Origin of the sequence: Dysosmobacter welbionis (assembly GCF_005121165.3) — a bacterium.
Classification (GTDB): domain Bacteria; phylum Bacillota; class Clostridia; order Oscillospirales; family Oscillospiraceae; genus Oscillibacter; species Oscillibacter welbionis.
Window position 1 is genome coordinate 813,360 of the sequence record NZ_CP034413.3, and the last position, 22,995, is coordinate 836,354.

A 22,995-nucleotide genomic window follows, 5' to 3' on the forward strand; every position below is an offset into this window, starting at 1 on the left:
ATGAAAAAATTGCTTATCTGCCTTCTCATCTTCGTCGGGGCGATTTTCATATCCTGTAACTTTGTGATAAATGCAACGACGACCAAAACGGTTCCGGAACAGCCTATGATTCAGACGGAACCTCTCTCTCTGATCGTCGAGACACCTGCTCCATCCACTGATATTTTACCAGAGGAAGAGCCTGCACCCACTCCCGAACAAGAGCCTTTGGCTACGAGGGAGGAGATCGAGCTTCTTGCTCTCTGCGCTATGGCGGAAGCCGAGGGAGAATGCGAGCAGGGCCAGCGACTGGTCATTGACAGCGTTCTCAATCGTGTAGATGATCCGCATTTCCCGGACACGATCTCTGAGGTCATCTGGCAGAAAAACCAGTATGCAGGTATGTACGGCGACCGTATCACCCGCTGCTATGTTATGGACGAGCTGGTAAAGCTCGTTGAAGAAGAACTTGAAAATCGTACTGACTACGATGTCGTGTTCTTCAATGCGGGCCATTATAGCGACTATGGAGTTCCTATGTTCCAGGTCGGAAACCATTACTTCTCAAGCTATGATTAAAAGGAGGAACAATTATGAAGAAGATCATGCTTTCCCTGCTCTCTTATACCCTGGCGACTATGTCCGGCCTCTGCCTGGTGGGCGGAGCAGCAGTCCTCAGCTACAAGGAGTGACTGACATGGAGGGAATTGCGAATTTCATTTCCATGCTCGACTATGTTCTTGACACAAAGCGTAAGCGTCACATCACCGGAGGATTGCTGTTGAGTGGCGCTTTACTCTTTGGCGGTCTGGCTATGACCGTCATGAGCATCCGAGATGACGAGGAGGACGAAGATGAGTAAAGCATCTACCGGCTTTGCCTTTGTGGCAGGCCTTACTATCGGCGCAGCAGGCGCCTGGTACTATCTGAAGGATAAGTACGCAAAACTCGCCGAGGAAGAGATTGCCTCGGTCAAAGCAGCATACACCAAGCGTGAGAAACCGACAACGGAAGAAAAAACTGTCTCGCTTGTAAATGCTGCCAAGAACATGGATAAGGGTAGCATTACCGAGTACACTCAGCGTTTGCAGGAGGCTGGTTATAAGGACTACTCCAGAACGATTGACGAGAAGCCCTCGGGAACGCCTGGTGAAGTTCCGTATGTCATCTCTCCTGATGAATTCGGAGAACTTGAAGACTATACGAAAGTTAGCCTGACATACTTCGCTGATGGCATCTTGGCTGATGAGTGCGGTGAAATCGTTGATGATGTGGAGGAAATCATCGGCGATGGGCTGGACCACTTCGGCGAATACGAAGACGATTCGGTGTTCGTAAGGAGTGATGCAAAGCGCTGTGACTACGAGATTCTCAAGGATCTGCGTGATTTCAGCGACTTCAAGAAGAAAAACTTTCCTCCGAATAATGACGAGGAGGTCTGACCTTGACCAAAAACGAGCTTAATGATCCATATTTCGAGTGGATGTACCGGCTCGTGGTCGACGACCGATATTCTAATAAGTCCTACCGGCGACTGTTCTACAAGCTCCACGACACGGAGTTTGCATACACAATCCCGATGGACGGCAACCGGGCCGAGGATGGCATCGAGCTTAGGTATCGGTTCGGTCGCGAGCAAGGCTATCGTGATGCTGTAATTGCCAACTGCCTTGATATTCGGCCTTGCAGCATCCTTGAAATGATGATCGCCCTTGCCATTCGATGTGAAGAACACATCATGGAAGACCCTGATATTGGCAACCGCACCGGACAGTGGTTCTGGAGTATGCTTGTCAGTTTGGGCCTTGGTTCCATGAGCGATGTTCGGTTTGATCCTGTTCGGGTCGACGAGATTCTCGACCGTTTTATGGATCATGACTACGCACCGGATGGTAAGGGCGGTCTGTTCACAATCCGTAACCCTCGGTTTGATATGCGGTCTATGGAAATCTGGTATCAGATGAATTGCTATCTTAACGAGATCATCAGAGAAGGGAGTTTAACATGAATACGATCACGCATGATATTTTCGTGACGGTCATGCCGTCTAAGAATTTCTGCAAGCAGATGCAGCGGCAGGCTCGCAGCACGAAGATGTTCAAGTTGATTGCGGTAGGGGCGATGGTTCTTGCCGCAGCAACCGAGGTGGAGCGCAGGAAGCTGGAGGAGCAGGTCTATCAGCTCTCTGTTCGAGTAAAGAAGTTGGAGCGCAGCGAAGGAGAGTAATCAATGTTAGACTTCTTGGTGATTGCAACGCGCAGTGGCAAGCGTGGTATCATCGAGATCTATCCCAAGTTTATCATCAAGAAAAGCAGCGACCTCATGATTAGAGGCGGCGATTTCTACGCTATCTGGATTGAGGAACGGGGATTGTGGTCGACTGATGAACAGGATGCGGTTGACCTGATCGACCGCGAACTGGACCGATACGCCGAGGAAAACTGTAAGCGTTTTGATGACAATTATCGAGTCATGCACATGTGGGACGCGGAAACCGGAATGATCGACACCTGGCACAAATACTGCCAGAAGCAGATGAAGGACCAGTTCCATATGCTCGACGAGAAACTGATATTTTCAAACAGCAAAACGGGAAAAAAGACTATGCCAGCAAGATGCTGAATTATCCGCTTGAGCAGGGTGAGGCGAACTCTTATGACAAGCTCATGAGTGTTCTGTACTCTCCTGCCGAGCGGCACAAAATCGAATGGGCCATTGGTTCAGTCGTGTCCGGTGACTCCAAGAGGCTGCAAAAGTTCATGGTGCTTTACGGCGCCGCTGGTACTGGTAAGTCCACGGTGCTCAACATCATTCAGCAGCTCTTTGATGGTTATTACTCTGTATTCGATGCTAAGGCTCTCGGCTCTTCAAGCAATGCATTTGCGCTGGAGGCGTTCAAGACGAACCCGTTGGTTGCTATTCAACATGATGGTGACCTGTCCCGTATTGAGGATAATACGAGACTTAACAGCCTTGTTTCGCATGAGCTAATGACGGTCAACGAGAAGTTCAAATCAACTTACGCCAACCGTTTTAAGGCTTTCCTCTTTATGGGCACAAACAAACCGGTTCGTATTACGGACGCTAAATCCGGTCTGATTCGACGTTTGATTGATGTTTCCCCAACAGGAGATAAGGTCGAGCCGAACGAGTACAAGACCATCATGAAGCACATCCCGTTTGAACTTGGCCCGATTGCTTACCACTGTCAAGAGGTCTATCTGGAAGATCCAGCTTACTATGACGGTTATATTCCGATTGCTATGTTGGGGGCCTCCAATGACTTCTACAACTACATCGTTGATTCCTACCCAGTCTTCAAGCGTGAAGACGGAACGTCCCTCAAGGCTGCTTGGGAGATGTATAAGACCTATAATGAGGAAGCAAAGGTCTCGTACCCCCTCAGCCAACGAGCGTTCAAGGAAGAGTTGAAGAACTATTTCCATGACTACACAGAGCGCTTCAGTATGGAAGATGGCACTCGTGTTCGGAGCTATTACAGTGGCTTCAGAACTGAAAAATTTGAGGAACAGACCATCATTGATAAGCCGGAGCCCACAACTCGGCTGATTCAGTTTGATGGAACAGTATCCGCATTCGACAAAGATTGTGCGGACTGTCCTGCTCAATATGCCACATCTAAAGAAACGCCCTCGCAGAAATGGAAAAAAGTCACGAAGACTCTTTCGCAGTTGGATACCTCTAAGCTCCACTATGTCAAGGTGCCTGAGAACCATATCGTCATCGACTTTGATATTCCGGACGAGAACGGCAATAAGTGCTTTGACCTGAACCTGGCAGAGGCGAGTAAGTGGCCTCCAACCTATGCCGAGGTCAGCAAGGGTGGTCAGGGTATCCATCTACATTATATTTACACCGGCGATCCGACAAGGCTGAGCCGTATCTATGACGACCATATTGAGGTGAAGGTCTTCACTGGAAAAAGCTCGCTGCGCCGGAAACTCACTAAGTTCAACAACCTACCTATTGCAACCATAAGCTCTGGGTTACCATTGAAAGGAGAAAGCAGCATGGTAAACAACAAGGTGGTTCAGAGCGAGAAAGGGCTTAGGGTTCAAATCAAGAGAAATCTCAACAAGGAGATCCACCCTGCAACTAAGCCCAGTATCGACTTTATCCACAAGATTCTGACGGATGCGTATGAAAGCGGCATGGTTTACGATGTTACCGATATGCGCAATGCCGTCCTGGCCTTTGCCGCCAACAGCACCAATCAGGCAGAGTATTGCATCAAGCTCGTTAACAAGATGCCGTTCAAATCTGCCGATGCCGCCCCTGCGGCCAAGAACGAAACCGCTGACCTCGTCTTTTATGATGTCGAGGTGTTTCCGAACCTTTTCCTCGTGAACTGGAAGTTTGCAGGAAGCACACAACCTGTGGTTCGGATGATCAACCCGACCTCTGAAGACATCGAGGGCCTGATGAAGTTCCGACTCATCGGCTTCAACTGCCGGCGGTATGATAACCACATTCTTTATGCTCGCTTGATGGGCTATACCAATGAGCAGCTTTACAACCTGTCTCAGCGGATCATCGGCAGCGAAAAGAAATCCAAGAGCAACAACTGCTTCTTTGGCGAAGCCTATAATGTCTCTTACACTGATGTTTACGACTTCTGCTCGAAAAAACAGAGCTTGAAGAAGTGGGAGATTGAACTCGGCATCCACCATCAGGAGCTTGGCCTTCCGTGGGACCAGCCTGTTCCGGAGAGCATGTGGCAGAAGGTTGCCGAGTATTGTGACAATGATGTCATTGCTACGGAGGCAGTATTCAATGCCCGTAAGGCTGACTTCATAGCTCGTGAGATCCTGGCCGATGTGGCTGGAATGACCGTCAACGATACCACGAACACTTTGACCGCCAAGATTATCTTCGGTGGAAACAAGAAGCCGCAGGATCAGTTCAATTACCGTGACATGGGTGATGCCAGTCAGATTTGCAGCATGGACGATCTGCCGTTCAAGTTTGGGCCGGAAGAATATGACAACTATACGGCGTTTGACAAGAAAGACCGTCCGATCTTCCCTGGTTACAAGTTCGATAAAGGCAAGTCTACTTATCGCGGCGAAGAAGTTGGCGAGGGCGGCTATGTCTATGCCGAGCCTGGTATGTACGGAAATATCGCTCTGCTGGATATTGCTTCTATGCATCCCTCAAGCATCATCGCAGAAGATCTCTTCGGACCGGTCTATACGAAGCGGTTTCGTGAGATCCGTGATGCTCGTGTCGCCATTAAGCATAAGGAGTTCGACAAGGCTCGTAAGATGCTGAACGGTGCTCTGGCAAAGTATCTGACGGACGAGAGTGCCGCCGATGCTCTGGCACAGGCGCTAAAAATCGCCATCAACTCCGTTTACGGCCTGACTTCGGCCAGCTTCGAGAATCCGTTCCATGACAACCGTAACAAAGATAATATCGTCGCCAAGCGCGGAGCCCTGTTTATGATCAACCTCAAGCACGAGGTTCAGAAACGGGGCTTTGTTGTTGCTCACATCAAGACGGACTCTATCAAGATCCCAGACGCTACACCTGAAATCATTCAGTTCGTCATGGACTACGGCAAGATGTACGGTTATATTTTCGAGCACGAAGCGACTTATGATCGCATGTGCCTCGTCAACAATGCCGTTTATATTGCCAAGTACAAGGATGGTAAACACGCCGGCGAGTGGACAGCCACGGGCACTCAGTTCCAGATCCCATATGTCTTCAAGAAGCTCTTCTCGCATGAGGAGATCACCTTCGAGGATATGTGTGAGACGAAGTCCGTTACCTCTGCTATTTATATTGACAGAAGCCCTGATGAAGCCGCGGCCTATATCAACAATCCGGACATGGCAATACAGTCCGAGGATAACCTTGTACTTGATAATGGTCATACTTTGCAGTTCATCGGAAAGGTCGGACTGTTTACCCCGATTAAGTCCGGTTGTGGTGGAGGTTCACTCGTTCGTCAAAACACCGATAAGAACGGCAATGTCAAGTACGATTCCGTCGTCGGAACAAAAGACTATCTATGGATGGAATCTGAGATGGTCAAAATTCTCGGAAAGGAAGACTGCATTGACCGGAGATACTATGATGCTCTCGTTGATGCTGCGGCCACCGATATTTCCAAGTATGGCGATTTCGAGTGGTTCGTTTCTGAAGACCCGTATGTTTCTGACACGCCGCCTTGGTTCAGCCCCGGCGAACCCCATGAAGAAGACAGTACACCGTTCGATGTGAGGTAATTCTATGGAGAAAAACTTCACAAAAGATGGTCTCCGCTGGTTTACTTGCAGGCGATGTGGACTGAGAAACTGCGAGAACATTTATCGGTGGAAAAAGAAGCCGCAGCCTATGAAAAACATCTGCACCCACTGCATTGAAAAAGAGGAACTGACACACAAGGAAGCTCGTGAACGAGCCCATTATAGTCCATTCCAATATCCGTTTTAACAGTTGAGAGGAGTCTTAATTATGAGTCGTAAAGCTACTGACAACATCATCATCGAAAACGCCCGCATTATCTTCCGGAACTTTTCCGGTAAGGAGGACAAGTACAACCGTGCCGGTGATCGAAATTTCTGCGTTATCATCGAGGACCACAACGATGCTCAGCGTCTGATCGAAGACGGCTGGAATATCCGCGTGATGCCTCCCCGTGAGGAAGGTGACGAGCCTCGCCACTATCTCCAGGTCGCGGTGAGCTTCAAGAACTTCCCGCCCAAGGTCGTCATGGTCACCCGCCGCAAGCAGACGCCTCTCGATGAGGAGTCCATCGGCGCGCTCGACTTTGCCGAGATCAGCAATGTGGATCTTATCATCCGCCCCTATAACTGGATCATTCAGGAGGGCACCAAGAACGAGAAGAGCGGTGTGAAGGCCTACCTCAAGACGATGTATGTCACCATTGAGGAGGATGAGTTCGCCGAGAAGTATGCTGCGAGCGAGTATCCGCAGGAATAAGCATTGCGGGGACGCTGGTTAGGAGGTAGCCGGCGTCCCTTTAACTTTTTGAAAGGAGGACCCCATGCCTTTCTGGAAACCTAAGAAAAAGAAGAAAGCGGTTCATAAGGCGAAACCGGCTAAGTCGCTCCCAAAGTATGAGCCAAAGCCGTTCATTCCGCCTGAGATACCGAAAATTGATATTTCAGCAAATCAGCAAAAAGAGCCACAAAAGCCGGCTCCGAAAAAAGCTTCCTCGCCAAGGGCGGACGACAAGAAGTATTTCATCGAGACATTCAACAAGCTCGTGTCCGAGCGAAATCGACCGTGGGACATTTGGAAGGACTTCGTTCTGATGACGGCCTGCGCATTCTCCAATGCTGTTGATAAGACACATTATGATGAGCGAGAAGACCGTTATCTGAAAGCCATCGCCAAGTACCGCAAAGAAGAGCAGGCGTTATTCCCGGAGCTTCTTGCCGAAATGACGGTCGCGTTGGAGAAAAATCCGGACCAGGACTTTCTTGGTGAAGTCTATATGCGGATGAGGCTCGGAAGCGACGAACTTAAGCAGATATTTACTCCTTATAATGTTTGTCACTTCATGGCGCTTGCGACAATGGGTAATGTTGCGGAACAGGTCGAAAAAAGCGGCTTTATCACCGTTCACGATGATTGCTGCGGAGGTGGTGCAACTTTGATAGCTGCTGCCAATGTAGCACGGAACGACCTTGAAAAGGCCGGCTTTAACTTCCAGAACCATATTCTCTTCTCGGCTCAGGACATCGAGGAGACAGTCGCGCTCATGTGCTATATTCAGTTATCGCTCCTCGGCGTCGCCGGGTTCGTCAAGGTCGGCAATTCTCTTACCGATCCGATCAGAAATGGTGACTCTTTGGAGAACTACTGGTTTACGCCCATGTATTTTAGCGATGTTTGGCATACTCGTCGAGTTGTCAGTCAAATGATGGATATTTTGCGAGAGGAACGTGAAAGCGATGACCATTAAAGATTTTGACACGAAAAAAGTCATTCTTGAAGACCAATACAAAAGCGATGAGTACGAGACGATGACTCTCTACTTTATCGCGCCAAAAGAATGGCTCGAAGGCCTCTATCCTGATGCTGTTCACACTGAAATCAGTGTTGAGTATCCGCTGAATTGCCCCGAAGCTTATGCGGCAACCGTAATGGTATCTCCGACAAGAGATCTTGGAGAGGATGGATATGAGGACTATGACTGGAGTGACCTTGAGCTGTCTCTTTCAGATATTGAAGCGTTAATCGGGATGGCTAAGTCATGAGTATCAGTCTGTACGATCATCAGCGCAGCGCCCTTGAAAAAATGAAGAACGGTTGCATTCTATGCGGCGGGGTCGGTTCCGGTAAATCCAGAACTGCTCTCGCCTATTACTATCTTCAGCAGGGCGGAAACCTCGATATTCCTGATGCGCCGATGAAAAATCCGCTTGATATTTACATCATCACCACGGCACGCAAGCGCGATACCTGTGAATGGGAGGACGAGTTGGCTCCATTCCTGCTCTCCACCCATGAGGACTGCAATTACTACAAGAACAAGGTCATCATCGACTCGTGGAACAACATCGGCAAATACAAAGATGTAAAAAACAGTTTCTTTATATTTGACGAGCAGCGTGTCGTCGGTTACGGAGCTTGGACAAAAGCATTCCTGAAAATCGCGAAAGTGAACAAATGGATCTTGCTCTCAGCTACCCCTGGGGATACCTGGCAGGATTATATCCCCGTCTTCATCGCAAATGGGTTCTACCGGAACAAGACCGATTTCATCGACCAGCATGTGGTTTATGACTGGAGGTCGAAGTATCCAAAGGTTGACCGATACCTCAACACCGGACGGCTGATCCGTCTGCGCAATCGCATTCTCGTGACGATGGAGTTCGAGCGGCACACCACATCGCATCATCAGGATGTGCCTGTTTCCTACAACATTCCGCTCTACAAAGATATTTCTCGAAACCGCTGGAACCCTTGGGAAGACCGTCCTATTGAAACGGCTTCTGAGCTTTGTATGAACTGGCGCCGCGTGGTAAATTCGGACGAGTCCCGAAGCGTGGCCGTGCTGGAGATCATGGAAGATCACCCTAAAGTCATCATCTTCTACAATTTCGACTACGAGCTTGATATTCTCAAAAATCTTGGTTACCCCGATGGGACTGAAGTCGCTGAATGGAACGGTCACAAGCATCAAGAGATCCCGACCGGCGACAAATGGGTTTATCTCGTGCAGTACACGGCCGGCTGCGAGGGCTGGAACTGCATTACCACTGATACGATCATCTTCTACTCGCAGAACTATTCCTATAAGGTCATGGTTCAGGCTTCCGGACGAATCGACCGTCTGACGACGCCATTCAGTGACCTTTATTACTTCCATCTAAAGAGCTTTTCCGGCATTGATCTGGCGATCAGCAAGGCACTCAAGGAGAAGAAGAACTTCAATGAGGGTCGCTTTGTTGGGTGGTCTACTGCGCCGATGCCGAAAGCTGCATGACATGAAAAGGAGAAATTATGAATAACGCAAAAATTATTGCTGTCGACTTCGATGGCACTTTGGTTGAAAACAAATGGCCTGAGATCGGTGCGCCGATTGAAAAAAACATCGCCAAGGTTAAGGCCGAACAGGAAGCTGGCGCCAAAATCATTCTTTGGACGAACCGCGTCGGCGAACCTTTGGAAAAAGCACTCTCGTTCTGCAAGGAGCAGGGCATCCACCTCGATGCTGTCAATGAGAATCTGCCCGAAATAACAAAAGCATTTGGGACTGACTGCCGGAAGATCTTCGCCAACGAGTATTGGGATGATCGCGCAGTCTTGATGTCCGAGAAAGATATCGGAGAATTCTCTGACGGGTTCCACACTTTCAATTCCCTCTATCATCAGCGGCTCATCCTCTTCACGGCCTTGGTGAACACTTTCCCGACGCTTGCTTGGAAATCCCACAAGCATTCGGATGGCGAGACTCCCTTTGGAGGAGGCTGGTTCATCGTTGGCATCGACACGCCAAAGGGGCCCTATACCTATCATTACGAGGACAAGGACTGGGACCTGTTCCACTGCAAAGAGGTGGCCACTGCCCCTGAGTGGGACGGCCATACCGATAAGGATGTCGAGCGGGTACTGTCCCTTACGGATGACGAGAGTGATTGGGCGGCTCGTGAAGTTGCTATTGCTTCTCAGAAAGAACGCGAAAGTGCCGAAGATAAAGACGACTGGGATTACGGTGTTGCGTGCTATGAGAGTGCCCTCAGAGCGTATCGGTCTTTGGAACGCGACGGCCACTCCGGTATGAGCATTCAGATCACCAAGAGCATCCTGAACCGCCTCATCGACGGCAAATGCCTTACCCCCATTGAGGACGATCCTGATATTTGGACTAAGGTCGAGTTTGGTGAGAACGATCCTATCCAGCACTTCCAGTGCAAGCGCATGAGCAGCCTGTTTAAGGATGTCGCCGAGGACGGTACGGTCACTTACTCGGATGTCAACCGTGTTCAGCTCATCAACAAAGAAAGCCCTGATATTCCGTTCAGAAACGGCTTCGGTACTCGCCTTATCGACAAGATGTATCCCATCACGCTTCCGTACTTCCCTGCGGACAAGAAGTTCAAGATCATCGTCGAAGAGTTTCTGACCGATGAGAAAAATGGCGACTTCGATACCGTCGGCTATCTCCAGCTTATTCTTCCCAATGGCGAGGTCGTTGATCTGAACGGATATTTCAAAGATGGTCCGGACGGCATGGTTCGCATCGAGCATGCTGAGTACGAGGAGCGGAAAGCCAACAGGATCGACAAAAAGTAACCACTGATATTTGAAAGGAGAAAGAAATATGATCCCCATTGATACAATAGTCAGCATTAAATCCGGTGACGAGTACGGTGGTAAATACACCGGGAAACTCGGCATCATTAAAAAGTTTACAGATGATCGGGTCGGAGTGGAGTTTGCCGGCCTTAAAAACCATGCAAGCAAATACGGCCTCTTCTGGTTCAAGAAAGAGAATGTGACACCTTCACTCTTTGATGTGCCGAAGCGCAATGATGCAATCATTCCGGCGGCTCTTGCTAAGGCTTTCCTCAACTTCACTTTCGGAGCCCCCAGGGCATCGCTCGGCGTAAAGCAGGTCATTTTCAGTGGTCCTAAAACGATCGTGTTCTGGCTCGACGGAACCAAGACTATCGTTTCTTGTGGCGAGGGTGACCACAATGATCCCTATGCCGGGTTCTGTGCTGCCGTTACGAAGCGAGTCTTTGGCTCCACTTCTCAGGCAAAGAAGGTCTTGGCACGGACGAGGAAGGAGACTTCCAAATGAGCACAATTTATATCGGCGAACGGCAAAGTGGCAAAACAACCATGCTCATCGAAATGTCTGAAAAGACCGGCGCCACCATCGTTGTGGCTACCTATCCGATGGCCAAGTACATTCAGTTGCTCGCTGCTCAGATGGGTAAGAAAATTCCTGTTCCTATCACGGTGACGAACTACATCCGTCTTCTCGCAAGTGGCGGCCTTGGTAAGAGCGAGAAGTATCTCATAGACGAGCTTCAGATGATGCTCTCTGCTATGAATGTCGAAGCTGCTACGGTTGACTGCGACTGCATTGAAGTTCTTCGCGGCCAACAGAAAGAAGGTTTGTAATGGCTGGAATTAAAATGAATGTTGAGTTTCCGACGCGCCTTTGCGAAGTCAATGGTAAGCTCGGATATTTTCACCGTTGGGAGCAGTGGAGCAAGGTTGTCGACGCAAGCCCTCTTCGTGGAGGTCATCCTGGCGGACAAAACGGGCAGGTTTTTGGAATTGTTGAATTCGAAGACGGCGTTCGTCGTGTTGGTCCGTCTTCTATCAAATTCTGTGATGAGGAGAACGCGATACTTTGTGAGATGGCAAAGCACCATGAGGCATTAAGGAAAGGAGAAGCAAATGCTGAAGATTGAAAACGCCGAAGTTCTCGGTTGGGAACACGCCATTCGAGGCATGAGGAACCCTAAGAACTCATGGGAGAAGAGTGATAGCGGCCCAGAATGTCCTTATGGGAAAGAAAAATGTTGCGGAGAATGCCAGCAAAATTTCTGCATTGGCCCCAACGATAAGCAACTCATGATGGCCCTCCGCAACGCTGGTACGGATCATCGCAAGTTCATGCGGATGATTACCGTCTATCTCGACATCACCGCCCCGCTGTACTGGTGGAAAGAGTTCGACACCTATAAGGTCGGTACGGTCGCCAACTCCTGCTCTACGATGCACAAAATCGCAGCAAAGGAGTTTACACTGGATGACTTCAGTCACGAGCATCTGGTTGATGACCTCGATGTCCGTATTGAAATCGGAGGAACCGATCACAGAGATACGGGGCCCATGGAAGTCCTTGGCATGACGATTGATGTGCTAAATCACTATCGCGAAAAATATCTTGCAGCGACGAAGACTGAGGAATACACCGGCCTCCCCGCCAAGGATATTTGGTGGCAGATGATCCAGCTTCTCCCCAGTTCCTACAACCAGAAGCGGACGGTCATGCTGAACTATGAGGTTCTGGCCAATATCTACAAATCCCGTCGGCATCACAAGCTCGATGAATGGCATACACTTTGTGACCGGATTGAAAGTCTGCCTTATTCTGCGTTGATTACTGGCACTGCCATTTGACACAACTCCGGCTGTTATGATACAATCATAAAAAAAGAAATCATGCGCAAAAAGTACATCGCCTATTATGGAAGGAGGTTGTTAGGCTATGGCTGAACGCAACGATTCTCACCTTCTGGATGGTGGTGATTCTGTGGGTATGACAGATAACCAGTACAAGGGTATGCTGCTTGACCAGTTAGAAGACTGGCAGGAAATCCTTGACCTGGCAATCGCAGCCGGGAACACCGAGATTCAGAAAAAGGCTGAGAAGCAAATCGCGAAGATCAACGAAAAGCTGAAATTCTAATCTCTACCCAGAGGGAAGGGCTTGTGGAAACACAGGCTCTTCTCTTTTTATATTCTTTTTGAGGAGGAAGTTTAATTATGTCTTGTCAATACAAAGACCAGTGTCCAAGCTACAGTGGCTGGTGTAACGGGCCGAAGCAGGATTTCTCCAAGTGCGTGGAGTTCCTTGTCACGGCCTATGAGAACGAGAAAAAGCGGATGATGCCCAACGAGTACCAGAAGCTGGCTATACGGACATGCAGCATCCCCTACGACCAGAAGAAGGATATGCTCATGCACGCTGTCCTGGGCCTGACTTCCGAGGCTGGCGAGGTTTCTGGTCTGTTCCAGAAGAAGTACCAGGGTCACAAGCTCGACCCTGAGCATCTGGAAAAGGAGTTGGGCGACTGCCTCTGGATGATTGCGGAGGCTTGCACCGCTCTCGGCTGGAACATGGAAACGGTCATGCAGACCAACATCGAGAAGCTCCGGGCCCGATATCCGGAGGGCTTCGATGCCGAGCACAGTCTGCATCGCAGAGCAAATGATATTTGAAAGGAGCTTGTGAAAATGGATGAGAAAAAAATCCACTCAATCATTGATGAAGCAATGGCGGCTCGTGACCGCTCTGTGTCCATTTATATTTCGCCTGATGGTGGTGTTTCTGTTTCGGTCTTCCCGTGGCCGGACGAGGAGATACTCCGCAACATGAGAGCCAGCGGTCTGATCTCTCACAATGACTACCGGACACGACTTGGCCTGTCGCCTATGAAGGACTAAGGAGGATCACAATGAACGAAAAAGTTCTAAGACATAAGGAAATCTGCGATGGGCTGAACGAGCTCTACGCACGCAAAAACCACGACTATGGCGACAGCTTCCATACCACTTTCGTCGAGGAAGGTCTCGCTATGGCCCGTATCCGTCTGGGAGATAAGTTCTCCCGCTTCAAGACCCTGTCTCGCCTTTCCTGCAATGACCGCGACCAGCAGCAAGTTACGGATGAGTCCATTCGTGATACGCTGCTCGATCTCGCAAACTATGCCATCATGACTGTGTTGGAGATGGATGCACCAGATGAGAGTCATGCGACTATGTACGCTTATGACAAGCCGTTCTATACTGTTGGGGAGGATAAGTAAGATGAAAGCTAAGAGAGCGCTTTGTATGCTTGCGGCGATCCTCCTCGTTGTCGCCATGATGCTGATGTTCCTGACGGGTTGTAATAGACAAGTAATCGACACGACATTCAGCTATGACAATGCTATCCTGGCTCTTCCCGATGGTTCTGTCATTAGCGGGAAAATCGAGAGCTGGAAAGACTATGATGACGGCGATCAGATTCAGGTAAAAATTGACGGAACTACATATCTGGTTCATTCCGTCAACATCGTACTGATAAAGGAGTAATGATTATGTGGAAGCGCGAACTGATCCGCAACAAGATCTATGCGGTATTGATGGTGCTGGCATCTTTGCCGGTTGTTATTTTGGAGAGGGATGGTACGGTCCTTCTCCTTTCTCTTTTCTTCGGAGTTCCGATGTTCTTCGCAAAAGAAAACTGGATCATGGGAGGACCCGTTCATGAAAGTAAAGAAAGCCGGAAAAAGAGTGTTCGGAGCCGTAATGTCCGCTGCCGAGAAAAAGGCTATGGACATGGAGATACAGCGACAGCTCGCAGAGTACGATCGAAAGCATATCCGAGAGATCGACGCTCTGGTTCTGTGGGAGCTACGTGAACAGCTCGGCTTCGGCAACAAGAGGCTTAAAAAATTCTATGACAACTTCTCCCGCGGCATCGAGGCTTTGATCCGTCGTTATGAGATGGAGCAGGGCGACGATGTCTGGCTCTGTACCTACAAGCTGAAAGAGATCGGCTGTGATCTTGAAAAGTGGGAGAAAGAAAGAGGTGACCAATGAGCGACCGAAAAAACTCGGAGGGCTACTCAGATCCGACAGCCTACCAGGCCATGATGAACCTTGAAATCGAGGAGCTTCGCTTTAAGAAGTTGCTCAGGTCTATCAAGGATGTGTGTGACTTGGCGGACTTCGAGATCGAAGGTCGTGTCGTTCTGATCGACAAGCGGTCCGGACGGATATGGAGGTAGAAAAATGTTTAACTTTCCTACTGAAGATATTGTGAAGGCATTCGAGGCCTTTAGCGAAGCCATCAATCAGTTGGCTGCTGATATTGTTGATGCGTGGGAAGCTGTCACCGTGACTGTATCAGCCGTCCTCGACGATGATGCGCTCTGGCCAAACCGATACGGAATGCCGCCTAAAAAGTACGGTCAATCTCTTCAGAAACACTCCAAAAAGTCATTCAATCAATATGACTACATCCCGATTATGGCAAAAAATCTCCCTTATCAGCGGAGAGCATTTTAGCAAAACTGCGTGAATTTGCCCCGGTTCTGTCTAATCTAAGATAGAATTCGGGGCTCTTTCATGCGCAAAAATCGTGGCCACTTTTATTTTGAAAAACGGGCTTCTGCCCACTTTCTTTCAGAAACTTGATATATTTGGGCGGGTTGAGAGACTTGTAGAGACGGTTCTGGCCAAAAAAAGTGGGTTTTTGCCCGGTTTTATTTGAAAAGTGGGCAGGCTGAAACCGTTGGTACACAAGGCTTTGCGGGCTTTCTGCCCACTTTCCCACTTTTTTCTTTAATTAGTGTGAAGAAAAAATATAAAAAAAATATATAAGTGACGAGAAAAAGTGGGTTTTTGGCCAAAGCCTGATTTTCCTCAAAAAACTCTGACTTCCTTTTCGTGCGCGAGTGTGATATACTAAGCTTGCGACACAATTAAATCTTCTTATCCGCTTCACTATGGGAGAATTACTTGGCAACAAGTGTTTCTCTCTTAACTCGTTATACCCATAGTGGTGGTAAGAGGATTGTGTCGCAGCAATGAGAGATGCGCTTTTGCAGGGTGCGTCTCTTCGTTGGGGCGCACCTTTTTTATTTGCACTCTTACGAGGGGAGGACGGAGCGTGGCACGGCCTTACACTGAACAGCAAGTTCTCAAGAAACTGGATATTCCAGATTTCAGACATTTGACAAAAGAAAAAGTCATTGCTTTTGCGACAATGGTTCCGAAGATGAACCCCGAAGTTGCAAAGAAAGCTCTTGAGCAATTTCCGAACTTCGCTTCGACTTCACTTGATGTTTTGAAAGAGTACCGCAGCGTCATCCAGGAAGCGATGGAAGACGATCGAGAGAGTATGCGCAGTTGTTACGATATGTATAACCGCGTGATGGATTCTCTTGAAAAAATGCTGGATAACGACGACCTGACATTTGAGCAGAAGACTTATATTCTCGATCAGATGCAGGAAGTTGCCGCGGCGGTAGCGGATAAGGACTCTGAAAAATCGAGGAACCGTTTGAAGCTCATTGGGGTTATCGGCGGCGTAGCTGCTGCCATTGTCGCGGCTTTGGCTTCGAGTCTTGGAGGTAACATCGCACTGAAAGAAAGCAACAACATTGATGATGACAACATAACGGATTTATGAGAAAGGACAGACAGCATGAGTAAAGGTAACGGAAAGCGTAGCACTGGTGGACTGATCCTCGATGTGATACTTACTTTCTGCACAGGAGGTCTGTGGCTGATTTGGATACTCATTCGGTATCTGCGAAATAATAGCTGACCCTCTGGATATTTAACCGAGACGCTTGAAAAGGTGTCTCGGCTTTTTTTATGCCCTTTTTGGCTTCCGCAGAAAAAACAGGGTCTTTTATGGAGAAGAGAGAGATGTGTTACACATTTCCCTCTCTCCATTTTATTTTTTGTCGAAAGGAGGTCATTTCGTGGCCAGAAGTTCCAGACTTGAGAGCGGATTTCAAGACCGTTTAATCGAGTCATTGAAAGCGTTGTTCCCTGGATGCATGGTTTTCAAGATGGACCAAATTCAGGGACTTCCCGATCTGTTGATTCTTTATGGCGAGAAGTGGGCCTCCCTCGAATGCAAGAGGTCTGCGACAGCTAAGAAGCGCCCAAATCAGGACTACTATGTCGAGAAGATGAACGATATGTCATTCTCTCGCTTTGTGTGTCCGGAAAATAAAGAGGAGGTATTGAATGAACTTCAACAGGCATTCCAACCTTGAAGGTCAGCACGCCTTCCTTGGTGCAAGTAAGTATCACTGGATCAATTACACCGATGATAAAATCGCGGACTCCTATGTGAGATTTCTGGCAACACAGAAAGGAACTGTTCTTCACGCATTCGCCGCTCAGTGTATTCTTTTGGGGCAGAAACTTCCCAAGTCTCAGAAGACTCTGAACATGTATGTGAATGACGCTATCGGTTATAAGATGACGCCGGAACAGATCCTCTACTATTCCCCGAACTGTTTCGGAACGACCGATGCGATTTGTTTCCGAAATAATTTTCTTCGCATCCATGATTTGAAGACCGGAGAAATTGATGCTCACATTGAACAGTTGGAGGTCTATGCCGCTCTGTTCTGTTTGGAGTATCATATTCGTCCAGCCGACATTGAAATGGAACTGCGTATCTACCAGCACGACCAAATTCTGTACCATAAGCCGACTGTTGAGGATATTCTGCCAATCATGGACAGGATCATCACAGCCGATAAGGTCATCAACAAAATTAGAGAAGAGGAGGGTTAAGCTATGGACCTCGTAGAGGAAGATATTCTGATGCACTATGGCGTCAAACGGCGCTCTGGGCGCTATCCGTGGGGTTCCGGTGATAACCCTTACCAACATGGCGGCGACTTTCTTGCTCGCGTTGAAGAGCTTCAGCGGCTCGGCAAAACTGAAAAACAGATTGCTGATGAACTTCATCTTTCGACGACTGACTTGCGGATGCAGGTTCGCGTCGCAAAGCATGAACGCCGTGCTCTTCAGGCAGACCGTGCCCGTTCTTTGCGGGAAGACGGTAAGACGCTGGATGAGATCGCCTCAATCCTCGGTTATGCGAATGACTCTTCTGTTCGCGCACTGCTGAATGAGAATACGGCAGCCAATAAGAATAAGGCGCAAGCCACGGCAGAGATTCTGAAGAAAGAGCTTGCGGAAAAAGGAGCCATTGATGTAGGCACCGGCGTTGAGCGGCAGCTTGGCGTTTCTACCGGTGTTCTTCAAGAGGCTCTTTTCATTTTGGAAACCGAGGGTTATAACCGCTATGGCGTCGGCGTTCCCCAGGTAAACGACCCGAAGAAACGCACGATCACCCCCGTTATTTCCGTTCCTGAGATTGACCAGAGAGAGGTTTATCAGAACCTTGAATTGGTGAAGTCTGTTGGCGACTACCATTCTACCGATGGTGGCGAGTCTTGGGACAAGCGTGAGTATCCGGCGAGCATTGATTCCAGCCGTGTGAAGATCCTTTATGGCGATGAGGGTGGCGCACTGAAAGACGGTGTCATTGAGATCCGTCGCGGCGTTGCTGACCTTGATTTGGGAGACTCTCACTATGCTCAGGTTCGTATCCTTGTAGATGGCACTCATTACCTCAAAGGAATGGCGATGTATTCTGACGATATGCCTGATGGCGCAGACATTGTCTTTAACACCAACAAGCATACCGGAACACCTAAGATGGATGTTCTGAAGAAAATTCAGGATGATCCCGACAACCCTTTTGGGGCCTTGATTAAGGCTAATGGCCAGAGTCACTATATCGACGCCGACGGCAATGAGAAGCTTTCTGCGATCAACAAGCTGAAAGAAGAGGGCGACTGGGACAAGATGAGTAAAAATCTTTCTTCCCAGTTCCTTTCCAAGCAGCCCATCCAGCTTATTAAGAAGCAGTTGGATTTGACTTACGCTGATGCTGCTGATGAGTTCTCGGAGATCTGTTCGTTGAACAATCCCACCGTAAAGCGGAAGCTCCTGTTAGACTTTGCGGATGAGTGCGACTCGGCTGCTGTCCATCTGAAAGCGGCTGCTCTCCCTCGTCAGAGCACGCAGGTCATACTACCGCTCAATGCGATGAAAGAGACCGAGATCTTTGCCCCGAACTATCGTGATGGCGAAAAGGTCGTGCTAATTCGCTATCCGCATGGTGGTACCTTTGAGATCCCTGAGCTTACGGTCAATAACAAAAACCCGACTGCCGTTTCCGTTCTCGGAAAGAACATTCGGGATGCTGTGGGTATCAACCCTAAGGTTGCAGAGCGTCTTTCTGGTGCTGACTTTGATGGCGACCAGGTCGTTGTCATTCCGACCGGTGGGAGGGTGAAAATCCAATCTACCCCCGCCCTTAAGGATTTGAAGGACTTCGATCCTAAGACTGACTACTCAACTGAGGGCAAGACTGGCGTTCGGCTCCTTGCAAAGGGTGCTGCTACACAGAGACAGATGGGTGAGATTTCAAATCTCATTACTGACATGACTCTGAAAGGCGCTACTGAGCCTGAGATCGCAAGAGCGGTCAAACACAGCATGGTTGTCATTGATGCGGCCAAGCACAAGCTCGACTACCGGCAGTCTGAGAAAGACAATGGTATCGCCGAGCTCAAGAAGAAGTATCAAGGCTTTGACGACGAGACTGGTCACCATGGTGGCGCCTCTACCCTCTTATCCCGTAGAAAGCAGGATGTTGAGGTACCGGAGCGTCAGGGCAGCGGTGTCATTGATCCTCTGACAGGAAAAGTCGTTTACAAGGAGTCCGGCAGAACTTATGTGGACCCCCGTACCGGAAAGACGGTAGCAGCAACCACTAAGGTTAAACGCATCCTCGCGGTTGATGATGTTCGTTCGATGTCTTCTGGAACGCTTCAGGAAGAGGCCTATGCCGACTATGCCAATAAGATGAAAGACCTTGCCAACAAGGCCCGTCTTGAATACAAGGCTACCCCTACTCTGAAGCGCTCTGCCAGTGCGGCCAAGGCCTTTGAGCCCGAAGTGAACCGCCTTATGGCTGCTCTCAAGGTCGCACAGTTGAATGCTCCTCTTGAACGAGAGGCTCAACGAATTGCAAATGCTCGTGTAAAAGCAAAGGTTCAGGCAAACAACATTACTGACAAAGATGAGATTTCCAAGATCCGTCGTGCTGCTATCAGTGATGCCAGAAATTCTACTGGCGCAAGCGGAAAGCGAACTCGCATTACAATCAGCGATGGTGAATGGACTGCAATTCAGTCTGGTGCAATTTCAGACACAACCTTGAGCGAGATCTTGCGCTATGCCGAACCGAAAACTGTCAGAGAACGAGCAACGCCGAGAAGAACAACGCAGTTGTCCGATGCTCGCATTAGCAGAATCAAAGCAATGGCGAATTCTGGCAACACAAATGCTGAAATCGCTGAAGCTTTGGGAATTTCGACTTCTGCCGTTTCAAAGTATCTGAATTCATGAAAGGAAGTGAGAGAAAATGGCTCAATCATGCGCGCTAACTACGACAGACAATCCGTATGATCCCTTTACCCAGTACGATGCTTGGTATCGCTTTGATGAAGGCAAAGGCTATCACTCTTGCGCCTATCTGGCCCGTATAGCCAGGACCTCCGATCAGCTTTCAGATGCTGAAAACGAACAGGAACTTGAGCGTGCCATTGACGACATCATCAAATACGATCCCCTTGGGATCTACAAAAAGTAAAAGCAGACACAAAGGATTCGCCTTCCGTGAGTGCATAAAGGCTTTAGCAGCCTCTTTCGCTCAAATCGGGAGGCTTTATCTTTTGCTCTGCTTTTACAACACGATAAGTTTTAACTCCAAGTCACCTTTTGCTTAGCGAGATTACCTTGCTTTCTAAAAGGTATAGGGGGGGTCGCAAAAACAGCACCCCCTCTGCATCGCGGCGGTCTTTGAAAATTCTCCGGGGGATATTTTTGAAAAATGTTTTTCGGGGTTGGGGGCAGCCGGCGGGAGTTTTGGGCGACGAGACAGGGTTTGAACGGGCCCACAGGGCTGATATTTCACCTCCTGATGTGTTCTTCTTTCCATGGAATTGCCACGACCGGGTCATGCAAGTGCTTTCTCTACCTCCATCTTTCATTTGGGGATTTCTCCTTTCAACTTGTTCAGCCAGTCAGTTCTGTGGGTTCTTTCAAGCCCTGTCTCAAAGTCCAAATAAGTGATGCAAAACACAGCGAATACCATGATCAAACACAGCGAGAGGAGGTGGCAAGGATGGCAAAGGCCGCAAGATCATCTGAGAAAGTACCTAAATCCCGTGCGGCTCTTACTCCTGAAGCAAGAGAGAAGCAACTGATCGCCTTAGCCATTGATGTTGCCGAAGAGCAAATGCGCAACGGCACTGCTTCCTCTCAGGTGATTTCCCATTTTCTGAAACTCGGCTCCACCAGAGCCCAGATCGAAAAAGAATTGCTTGAGAAGCAGAGGGATCTTGCCGCGGCAAAGGCCGAAGCGATCGAGTCCTCCGCCAAGATGGAAGATCTGTACCTTAAGGCGGCCAAGGCTATGAAGAGCTATCAGGGGCAGGAGGATGAAGAGGATGAATATTAAAAGCTATTCAGAACTTGTTCTTCTTCCAACCTTTGAAGATCGCTTTGAGTATCTTCGGCTTGATGGCATCGTCGGCGAAACAACTTTTGGCTTCGACCGTTATATGAACCAGGTCTTTTACAGGTCGCTGGAATGGAAGAAGATCCGAGACACGGTGATCGCAAGAGATCTTGGCTGCGACCTCGGCATCGAAGGTCACGAGATATTTGGTCGAGTCATCATTCACCATCTGAACCCGATTCGGCAGAGAGATCTTCTGGAACGGACAGACATTCTGCTCGACCCTGAGTATCTCATCACAACGACCCATGAGACGCATCAGGCAATTCACTACGGTGACAAAAATCTGTTGCTCACCGAACCACCGCAGCGGGCAAGGAACGATACTTGCCCCTGGAAACATTAAACCAAAGGAGGAACCGACTATGCAGAATAATCCTCGTAAGCAGGACATCATTCAGGAGCTTCGCGGTAAGCGTCAGGATGTGACGGAACTCTGCACTGAGGCAGAAGCGGTCGATGAGCCGCACACTGGCTCCGGTATTGTTACGGATTGTCTCTATCTGAATGTACGTAAGCTGCCCGACATCAACGCAGATGTTGCGGTCGTCATTGACGTGCTGGCACAGGTCTGCGTTGACTTGGATGCGTCCACGGAAGACTTTTACAAAGTTCGCACTTCTGATGGGGTCGAGGGCTTTTGTATGAGAAAGTACATTGCCCTTTCCAAGTAAGGAGTGCATCTATGGATACGACTGAAAGCATCCTGACATCAGTGAAGAAGCTTCTCGGAATTGACGAGAGTTACACTCACTTTGACGCCGACCTCATCATGCACATCAACTCCGTCTTTTCCATTCTTGGGCAGATGGGAGTTGGCCCAAAGAAAGGTTTTGCCATTTCAGGGGCTGATGAAAAGTGGTCTGACTTTCTGGAGGATGACCCCGGTCGGCTTGCCCTTGTAAAATCTTATATGCACCTTAAAGTTCGGCTGCTTTTCGACCTGCCTACCGCTTCCTCTGCTGTTGACGCGATGAACCGTCAGATCAGCGAGTTTGAGTGGCGGCTTTTCGTGGCGGCCGATAATGCTGCAAGAGAGGGGGAAAGTCAAAATGGATGAACTTTGCCACTATGGCATCAAAGGCCAGAAATGGGGTGTTCGCCGTTTTCAGAATTCGGACGGCAGTTACACCTCTGAGGGAAAACGCCGCGCTCAGCAGGAGAAGAAAGATCCTGTGAAAGAGATGAAAGATGAAGACCTTAGAAAGGCAATCAATCGGTTATCTCTGGAAAACAAATATAAGGATCTGACTAAAAAGCCGACCCCGCCCTCCAAGCTTGAGTCGACCAAGAAAGCTGTGGATGCCACTTCTGAACTTGTCAATCGGGCGAAGAAGATGGATCAGGACAGCCGCAAGGCTACGAAGAAAGAGCGGATGGACCTGAGCAAGAAGACAGACAAGGAGCTTCGCGACCAGATCAACCGCGAGCTTTTGGAACGGCAGTACAACGATCTGTTTGCCAAGGAGTCGGTGTCCAAAGGCCGCCGCTATCTTTCCGATGTGCTTGACAACGCCGGAACGGTTTTGGCTGTCGGCAGCTCGGCTCTGAGCATTGCTCTCGCAATTCAGCAGTTGCAGAAGAAGGCGGGGTAA

General features: G+C 49.0%; 34 protein-coding genes. All 34 read left to right on the forward strand.

The features are described 5' to 3' along the window. The 34 genes from EIO64_RS04330 (at position 1) to EIO64_RS04490 (ending at position 22,995) form a co-directional block, all read left to right on the forward strand. On the forward strand, positions 1 to 558 hold the full coding sequence (locus EIO64_RS04330) for a cell wall hydrolase (protein WP_136890823.1): 558 nt from the start codon (positions 1 to 3) through the stop codon (positions 556 to 558). A 118-nt stretch (positions 559 to 676) separates the two neighbouring features. Then, positions 677 to 841 (forward strand): histidine kinase, encoded by a 165-nt coding sequence (locus EIO64_RS04335; RefSeq protein ID WP_136890824.1) that lies wholly within the window; start codon positions 677 to 679, stop codon positions 839 to 841. Further along, a complete protein-coding gene (locus EIO64_RS04340; protein WP_136890825.1) occupies positions 834 to 1,421 on the forward strand; it encodes a hypothetical protein in 588 nt (195 codons plus the stop codon). The genes EIO64_RS04335 and EIO64_RS04340 overlap by 8 nt, the downstream gene beginning before the upstream one ends. A 2-nt stretch (positions 1,422 to 1,423) precedes the next feature. Further along, complete coding sequence (locus EIO64_RS04345) at positions 1,424 to 1,987, forward strand: hypothetical protein (RefSeq protein WP_136890826.1); 564 nt, start codon at positions 1,424 to 1,426, stop codon at positions 1,985 to 1,987. After that, positions 1,984 to 2,205, forward strand: coding sequence for a hypothetical protein (locus tag EIO64_RS04350; RefSeq protein ID WP_136890827.1), 222 nt, complete (start codon positions 1,984 to 1,986; stop codon positions 2,203 to 2,205). Before EIO64_RS04345 ends, EIO64_RS04350 begins: the two co-directional genes overlap by 4 nt. A 3-nt stretch (positions 2,206 to 2,208) precedes the next feature. Further along, positions 2,209 to 2,601: a hypothetical protein gene (locus EIO64_RS18975; RefSeq protein ID WP_346730075.1), complete on the forward strand. Its 393-nt coding sequence runs from the start codon at positions 2,209 to 2,211 to the stop codon at positions 2,599 to 2,601. Then, on the forward strand, positions 2,595 to 6,233 hold the full coding sequence (locus EIO64_RS04355) for a DUF5906 domain-containing protein (RefSeq protein ID WP_346730076.1): 3,639 nt from the start codon (positions 2,595 to 2,597) through the stop codon (positions 6,231 to 6,233). The genes EIO64_RS18975 and EIO64_RS04355 overlap by 7 nt, the downstream gene beginning before the upstream one ends. A gap of 229 nt (positions 6,234 to 6,462) precedes the next feature. Beyond that, entirely contained in the window at positions 6,463 to 6,951 is a 489-nt protein-coding gene (locus EIO64_RS04360; protein WP_136890828.1) for a hypothetical protein, read from the forward strand. A 64-nt stretch (positions 6,952 to 7,015) separates the two neighbouring features. Continuing rightward, positions 7,016 to 7,939 carry an N-6 DNA methylase gene (locus EIO64_RS04365; protein ID WP_136890829.1) on the forward strand — a complete coding sequence of 308 codons (924 nt, stop codon included), beginning with the start codon at positions 7,016 to 7,018 and terminating at the stop codon, positions 7,937 to 7,939. Further along, positions 7,929 to 8,234, forward strand: coding sequence for a hypothetical protein (locus tag EIO64_RS04370; protein ID WP_136890830.1), 306 nt, complete (start codon positions 7,929 to 7,931; stop codon positions 8,232 to 8,234). The genes EIO64_RS04365 and EIO64_RS04370 overlap by 11 nt, the downstream gene beginning before the upstream one ends. Continuing rightward, positions 8,231 to 9,466, forward strand: coding sequence for a DEAD/DEAH box helicase family protein (locus EIO64_RS04375; RefSeq protein ID WP_136890831.1), 1,236 nt, complete (start codon positions 8,231 to 8,233; stop codon positions 9,464 to 9,466). The genes EIO64_RS04370 and EIO64_RS04375 overlap by 4 nt, the downstream gene beginning before the upstream one ends. A 17-nt stretch (positions 9,467 to 9,483) precedes the next feature. After that, complete coding sequence (locus tag EIO64_RS04380; RefSeq protein ID WP_249390797.1) at positions 9,484 to 10,776, forward strand: WDGH domain-containing protein; 1,293 nt, start codon at positions 9,484 to 9,486, stop codon at positions 10,774 to 10,776. Between the two features lie 28 nt (positions 10,777 to 10,804). Beyond that, complete coding sequence (locus EIO64_RS04385) at positions 10,805 to 11,287, forward strand: hypothetical protein (protein ID WP_136890832.1); 483 nt, start codon at positions 10,805 to 10,807, stop codon at positions 11,285 to 11,287. Next, the gene (locus EIO64_RS04390) at positions 11,284 to 11,613 is read left to right on the forward strand and encodes a hypothetical protein (protein ID WP_136890833.1); all 330 of its coding nucleotides are present in this window, start codon (positions 11,284 to 11,286) and stop codon (positions 11,611 to 11,613) included. The genes EIO64_RS04385 and EIO64_RS04390 overlap by 4 nt, the downstream gene beginning before the upstream one ends. Then, on the forward strand, positions 11,613 to 11,909 hold the full coding sequence (locus EIO64_RS04395) for a hypothetical protein (protein WP_136890834.1): 297 nt from the start codon (positions 11,613 to 11,615) through the stop codon (positions 11,907 to 11,909). The genes EIO64_RS04390 and EIO64_RS04395 overlap by 1 nt, the downstream gene beginning before the upstream one ends. Then, positions 11,896 to 12,624 carry a hypothetical protein gene (locus EIO64_RS04400; protein ID WP_136890835.1) on the forward strand — a complete coding sequence of 243 codons (729 nt, stop codon included), beginning with the start codon at positions 11,896 to 11,898 and terminating at the stop codon, positions 12,622 to 12,624. The genes EIO64_RS04395 and EIO64_RS04400 overlap by 14 nt, the downstream gene beginning before the upstream one ends. Before the next feature lie 88 nt (positions 12,625 to 12,712). Then, positions 12,713 to 12,913 carry a hypothetical protein gene (locus EIO64_RS04405; RefSeq protein ID WP_136890836.1) on the forward strand — a complete coding sequence of 67 codons (201 nt, stop codon included), beginning with the start codon at positions 12,713 to 12,715 and terminating at the stop codon, positions 12,911 to 12,913. Between the two features lie 77 nt (positions 12,914 to 12,990). Next, entirely contained in the window at positions 12,991 to 13,446 is a 456-nt protein-coding gene (locus EIO64_RS04410; protein WP_249390798.1) for a nucleoside triphosphate pyrophosphohydrolase family protein, read from the forward strand. Between the two features lie 15 nt (positions 13,447 to 13,461). Beyond that, complete coding sequence (locus EIO64_RS04415) at positions 13,462 to 13,671, forward strand: hypothetical protein (protein ID WP_136890837.1); 210 nt, start codon at positions 13,462 to 13,464, stop codon at positions 13,669 to 13,671. A gap of 11 nt (positions 13,672 to 13,682) precedes the next feature. Next, positions 13,683 to 14,033: a nucleotide modification associated domain-containing protein gene (locus EIO64_RS04420; RefSeq protein WP_136890838.1), complete on the forward strand. Its 351-nt coding sequence runs from the start codon at positions 13,683 to 13,685 to the stop codon at positions 14,031 to 14,033. Position 14,034: 1 nt separating this feature from the next. Beyond that, positions 14,035 to 14,301: a hypothetical protein gene (locus tag EIO64_RS04425; protein ID WP_136890839.1), complete on the forward strand. Its 267-nt coding sequence runs from the start codon at positions 14,035 to 14,037 to the stop codon at positions 14,299 to 14,301. A gap of 174 nt (positions 14,302 to 14,475) precedes the next feature. Continuing rightward, positions 14,476 to 14,811 (forward strand): hypothetical protein, encoded by a 336-nt coding sequence (locus tag EIO64_RS04430; protein ID WP_136890840.1) that lies wholly within the window; start codon positions 14,476 to 14,478, stop codon positions 14,809 to 14,811. Further along, positions 14,808 to 14,999: a hypothetical protein gene (locus EIO64_RS04435; protein WP_136890841.1), complete on the forward strand. Its 192-nt coding sequence runs from the start codon at positions 14,808 to 14,810 to the stop codon at positions 14,997 to 14,999. Before EIO64_RS04430 ends, EIO64_RS04435 begins: the two co-directional genes overlap by 4 nt. Positions 15,000 to 15,003: 4 nt before the next feature. Then, the gene (locus EIO64_RS04440; RefSeq protein WP_136890842.1) at positions 15,004 to 15,279 is read left to right on the forward strand and encodes a hypothetical protein; all 276 of its coding nucleotides are present in this window, start codon (positions 15,004 to 15,006) and stop codon (positions 15,277 to 15,279) included. A 604-nt stretch (positions 15,280 to 15,883) separates the two neighbouring features. Continuing rightward, on the forward strand, positions 15,884 to 16,405 hold the full coding sequence (locus EIO64_RS04445; protein WP_136890843.1) for a hypothetical protein: 522 nt from the start codon (positions 15,884 to 15,886) through the stop codon (positions 16,403 to 16,405). Positions 16,406 to 16,703: 298 nt separating this feature from the next. Continuing rightward, complete coding sequence (locus EIO64_RS04450) at positions 16,704 to 17,003, forward strand: hypothetical protein (protein ID WP_136890844.1); 300 nt, start codon at positions 16,704 to 16,706, stop codon at positions 17,001 to 17,003. Then, positions 16,975 to 17,532, forward strand: coding sequence for a PD-(D/E)XK nuclease family protein (locus EIO64_RS04455; protein ID WP_136890845.1), 558 nt, complete (start codon positions 16,975 to 16,977; stop codon positions 17,530 to 17,532). The genes EIO64_RS04450 and EIO64_RS04455 overlap by 29 nt, the downstream gene beginning before the upstream one ends. 3 nt (positions 17,533 to 17,535) lie before the next feature. After that, a complete protein-coding gene (locus tag EIO64_RS04460) occupies positions 17,536 to 20,226 on the forward strand; it encodes a helix-turn-helix domain-containing protein (RefSeq protein WP_136890846.1) in 2,691 nt (896 codons plus the stop codon). A gap of 16 nt (positions 20,227 to 20,242) precedes the next feature. Continuing rightward, the gene (locus tag EIO64_RS04465; RefSeq protein ID WP_136890847.1) at positions 20,243 to 20,470 is read left to right on the forward strand and encodes a hypothetical protein; all 228 of its coding nucleotides are present in this window, start codon (positions 20,243 to 20,245) and stop codon (positions 20,468 to 20,470) included. Between the two features lie 534 nt (positions 20,471 to 21,004). Continuing rightward, a complete protein-coding gene (locus tag EIO64_RS04470; RefSeq protein ID WP_181446421.1) occupies positions 21,005 to 21,340 on the forward strand; it encodes a hypothetical protein in 336 nt (111 codons plus the stop codon). Next, the gene (locus EIO64_RS04475) at positions 21,330 to 21,746 is read left to right on the forward strand and encodes a hypothetical protein (RefSeq protein ID WP_136890848.1); all 417 of its coding nucleotides are present in this window, start codon (positions 21,330 to 21,332) and stop codon (positions 21,744 to 21,746) included. Before EIO64_RS04470 ends, EIO64_RS04475 begins: the two co-directional genes overlap by 11 nt. Positions 21,747 to 21,765: 19 nt before the next feature. After that, entirely contained in the window at positions 21,766 to 22,074 is a 309-nt protein-coding gene (locus EIO64_RS04480) for an SH3 domain-containing protein (RefSeq protein ID WP_136890849.1), read from the forward strand. An 11-nt stretch (positions 22,075 to 22,085) separates the two neighbouring features. Further along, positions 22,086 to 22,460, forward strand: coding sequence for a phage head-tail connector protein (locus EIO64_RS04485; RefSeq protein WP_136890850.1), 375 nt, complete (start codon positions 22,086 to 22,088; stop codon positions 22,458 to 22,460). Next, on the forward strand, positions 22,453 to 22,995 hold the full coding sequence (locus EIO64_RS04490; RefSeq protein WP_136890851.1) for a DUF7211 domain-containing protein: 543 nt from the start codon (positions 22,453 to 22,455) through the stop codon (positions 22,993 to 22,995). Before EIO64_RS04485 ends, EIO64_RS04490 begins: the two co-directional genes overlap by 8 nt.

Bases quoted from the DNA above. Each gene is read 5' to 3' on its own strand.
- EIO64_RS04330 (WP_136890823.1), top strand. From the start codon at position 1: ATGAAAAAATTGCTTATCTGCCTTCTCATCTTCGTCGGGGCGATTTTC.
- EIO64_RS04335 (WP_136890824.1), top strand. From the start codon at position 677: ATGGAGGGAATTGCGAATTTCATTTCCATGCTCGACTATGTTCTTGAC.
- EIO64_RS04340 (WP_136890825.1), top strand. From the start codon at position 834: ATGAGTAAAGCATCTACCGGCTTTGCCTTTGTGGCAGGCCTTACTATC.
- EIO64_RS04350 (WP_136890827.1), top strand. From the start codon at position 1,984: ATGAATACGATCACGCATGATATTTTCGTGACGGTCATGCCGTCTAAG.
- EIO64_RS18975 (WP_346730075.1), top strand. From the start codon at position 2,209: ATGTTAGACTTCTTGGTGATTGCAACGCGCAGTGGCAAGCGTGGTATC.
- EIO64_RS04355 (WP_346730076.1), top strand. From the start codon at position 2,595: ATGCTGAATTATCCGCTTGAGCAGGGTGAGGCGAACTCTTATGACAAG.
- EIO64_RS04360 (WP_136890828.1), top strand. From the start codon at position 6,463: ATGAGTCGTAAAGCTACTGACAACATCATCATCGAAAACGCCCGCATT.
- EIO64_RS04365 (WP_136890829.1), top strand. From the start codon at position 7,016: ATGCCTTTCTGGAAACCTAAGAAAAAGAAGAAAGCGGTTCATAAGGCG.
- EIO64_RS04370 (WP_136890830.1), top strand. From the start codon at position 7,929: ATGACCATTAAAGATTTTGACACGAAAAAAGTCATTCTTGAAGACCAA.
- EIO64_RS04375 (WP_136890831.1), top strand. From the start codon at position 8,231: ATGAGTATCAGTCTGTACGATCATCAGCGCAGCGCCCTTGAAAAAATG.
- EIO64_RS04380 (WP_249390797.1), top strand. From the start codon at position 9,484: ATGAATAACGCAAAAATTATTGCTGTCGACTTCGATGGCACTTTGGTT.
- EIO64_RS04385 (WP_136890832.1), top strand. From the start codon at position 10,805: ATGATCCCCATTGATACAATAGTCAGCATTAAATCCGGTGACGAGTAC.
- EIO64_RS04390 (WP_136890833.1), top strand. From the start codon at position 11,284: ATGAGCACAATTTATATCGGCGAACGGCAAAGTGGCAAAACAACCATG.
- EIO64_RS04395 (WP_136890834.1), top strand. From the start codon at position 11,613: ATGGCTGGAATTAAAATGAATGTTGAGTTTCCGACGCGCCTTTGCGAA.
- EIO64_RS04400 (WP_136890835.1), top strand. From the start codon at position 11,896: ATGCTGAAGATTGAAAACGCCGAAGTTCTCGGTTGGGAACACGCCATT.
- EIO64_RS04405 (WP_136890836.1), top strand. From the start codon at position 12,713: ATGGCTGAACGCAACGATTCTCACCTTCTGGATGGTGGTGATTCTGTG.
- EIO64_RS04410 (WP_249390798.1), top strand. From the start codon at position 12,991: ATGTCTTGTCAATACAAAGACCAGTGTCCAAGCTACAGTGGCTGGTGT.
- EIO64_RS04415 (WP_136890837.1), top strand. From the start codon at position 13,462: ATGGATGAGAAAAAAATCCACTCAATCATTGATGAAGCAATGGCGGCT.
- EIO64_RS04420 (WP_136890838.1), top strand. From the start codon at position 13,683: ATGAACGAAAAAGTTCTAAGACATAAGGAAATCTGCGATGGGCTGAAC.
- EIO64_RS04425 (WP_136890839.1), top strand. From the start codon at position 14,035: ATGAAAGCTAAGAGAGCGCTTTGTATGCTTGCGGCGATCCTCCTCGTT.
- EIO64_RS04430 (WP_136890840.1), top strand. From the start codon at position 14,476: ATGAAAGTAAAGAAAGCCGGAAAAAGAGTGTTCGGAGCCGTAATGTCC.
- EIO64_RS04435 (WP_136890841.1), top strand. From the start codon at position 14,808: ATGAGCGACCGAAAAAACTCGGAGGGCTACTCAGATCCGACAGCCTAC.
- EIO64_RS04440 (WP_136890842.1), top strand. From the start codon at position 15,004: ATGTTTAACTTTCCTACTGAAGATATTGTGAAGGCATTCGAGGCCTTT.
- EIO64_RS04455 (WP_136890845.1), top strand. From the start codon at position 16,975: ATGAACTTCAACAGGCATTCCAACCTTGAAGGTCAGCACGCCTTCCTT.
- EIO64_RS04460 (WP_136890846.1), top strand. From the start codon at position 17,536: ATGGACCTCGTAGAGGAAGATATTCTGATGCACTATGGCGTCAAACGG.
- EIO64_RS04465 (WP_136890847.1), top strand. From the start codon at position 20,243: ATGGCTCAATCATGCGCGCTAACTACGACAGACAATCCGTATGATCCC.
- EIO64_RS04470 (WP_181446421.1), top strand. From the start codon at position 21,005: ATGGCAAAGGCCGCAAGATCATCTGAGAAAGTACCTAAATCCCGTGCG.
- EIO64_RS04475 (WP_136890848.1), top strand. From the start codon at position 21,330: ATGAATATTAAAAGCTATTCAGAACTTGTTCTTCTTCCAACCTTTGAA.
- EIO64_RS04480 (WP_136890849.1), top strand. From the start codon at position 21,766: ATGCAGAATAATCCTCGTAAGCAGGACATCATTCAGGAGCTTCGCGGT.
- EIO64_RS04485 (WP_136890850.1), top strand. From the start codon at position 22,086: ATGGATACGACTGAAAGCATCCTGACATCAGTGAAGAAGCTTCTCGGA.
- EIO64_RS04490 (WP_136890851.1), top strand. From the start codon at position 22,453: ATGGATGAACTTTGCCACTATGGCATCAAAGGCCAGAAATGGGGTGTT.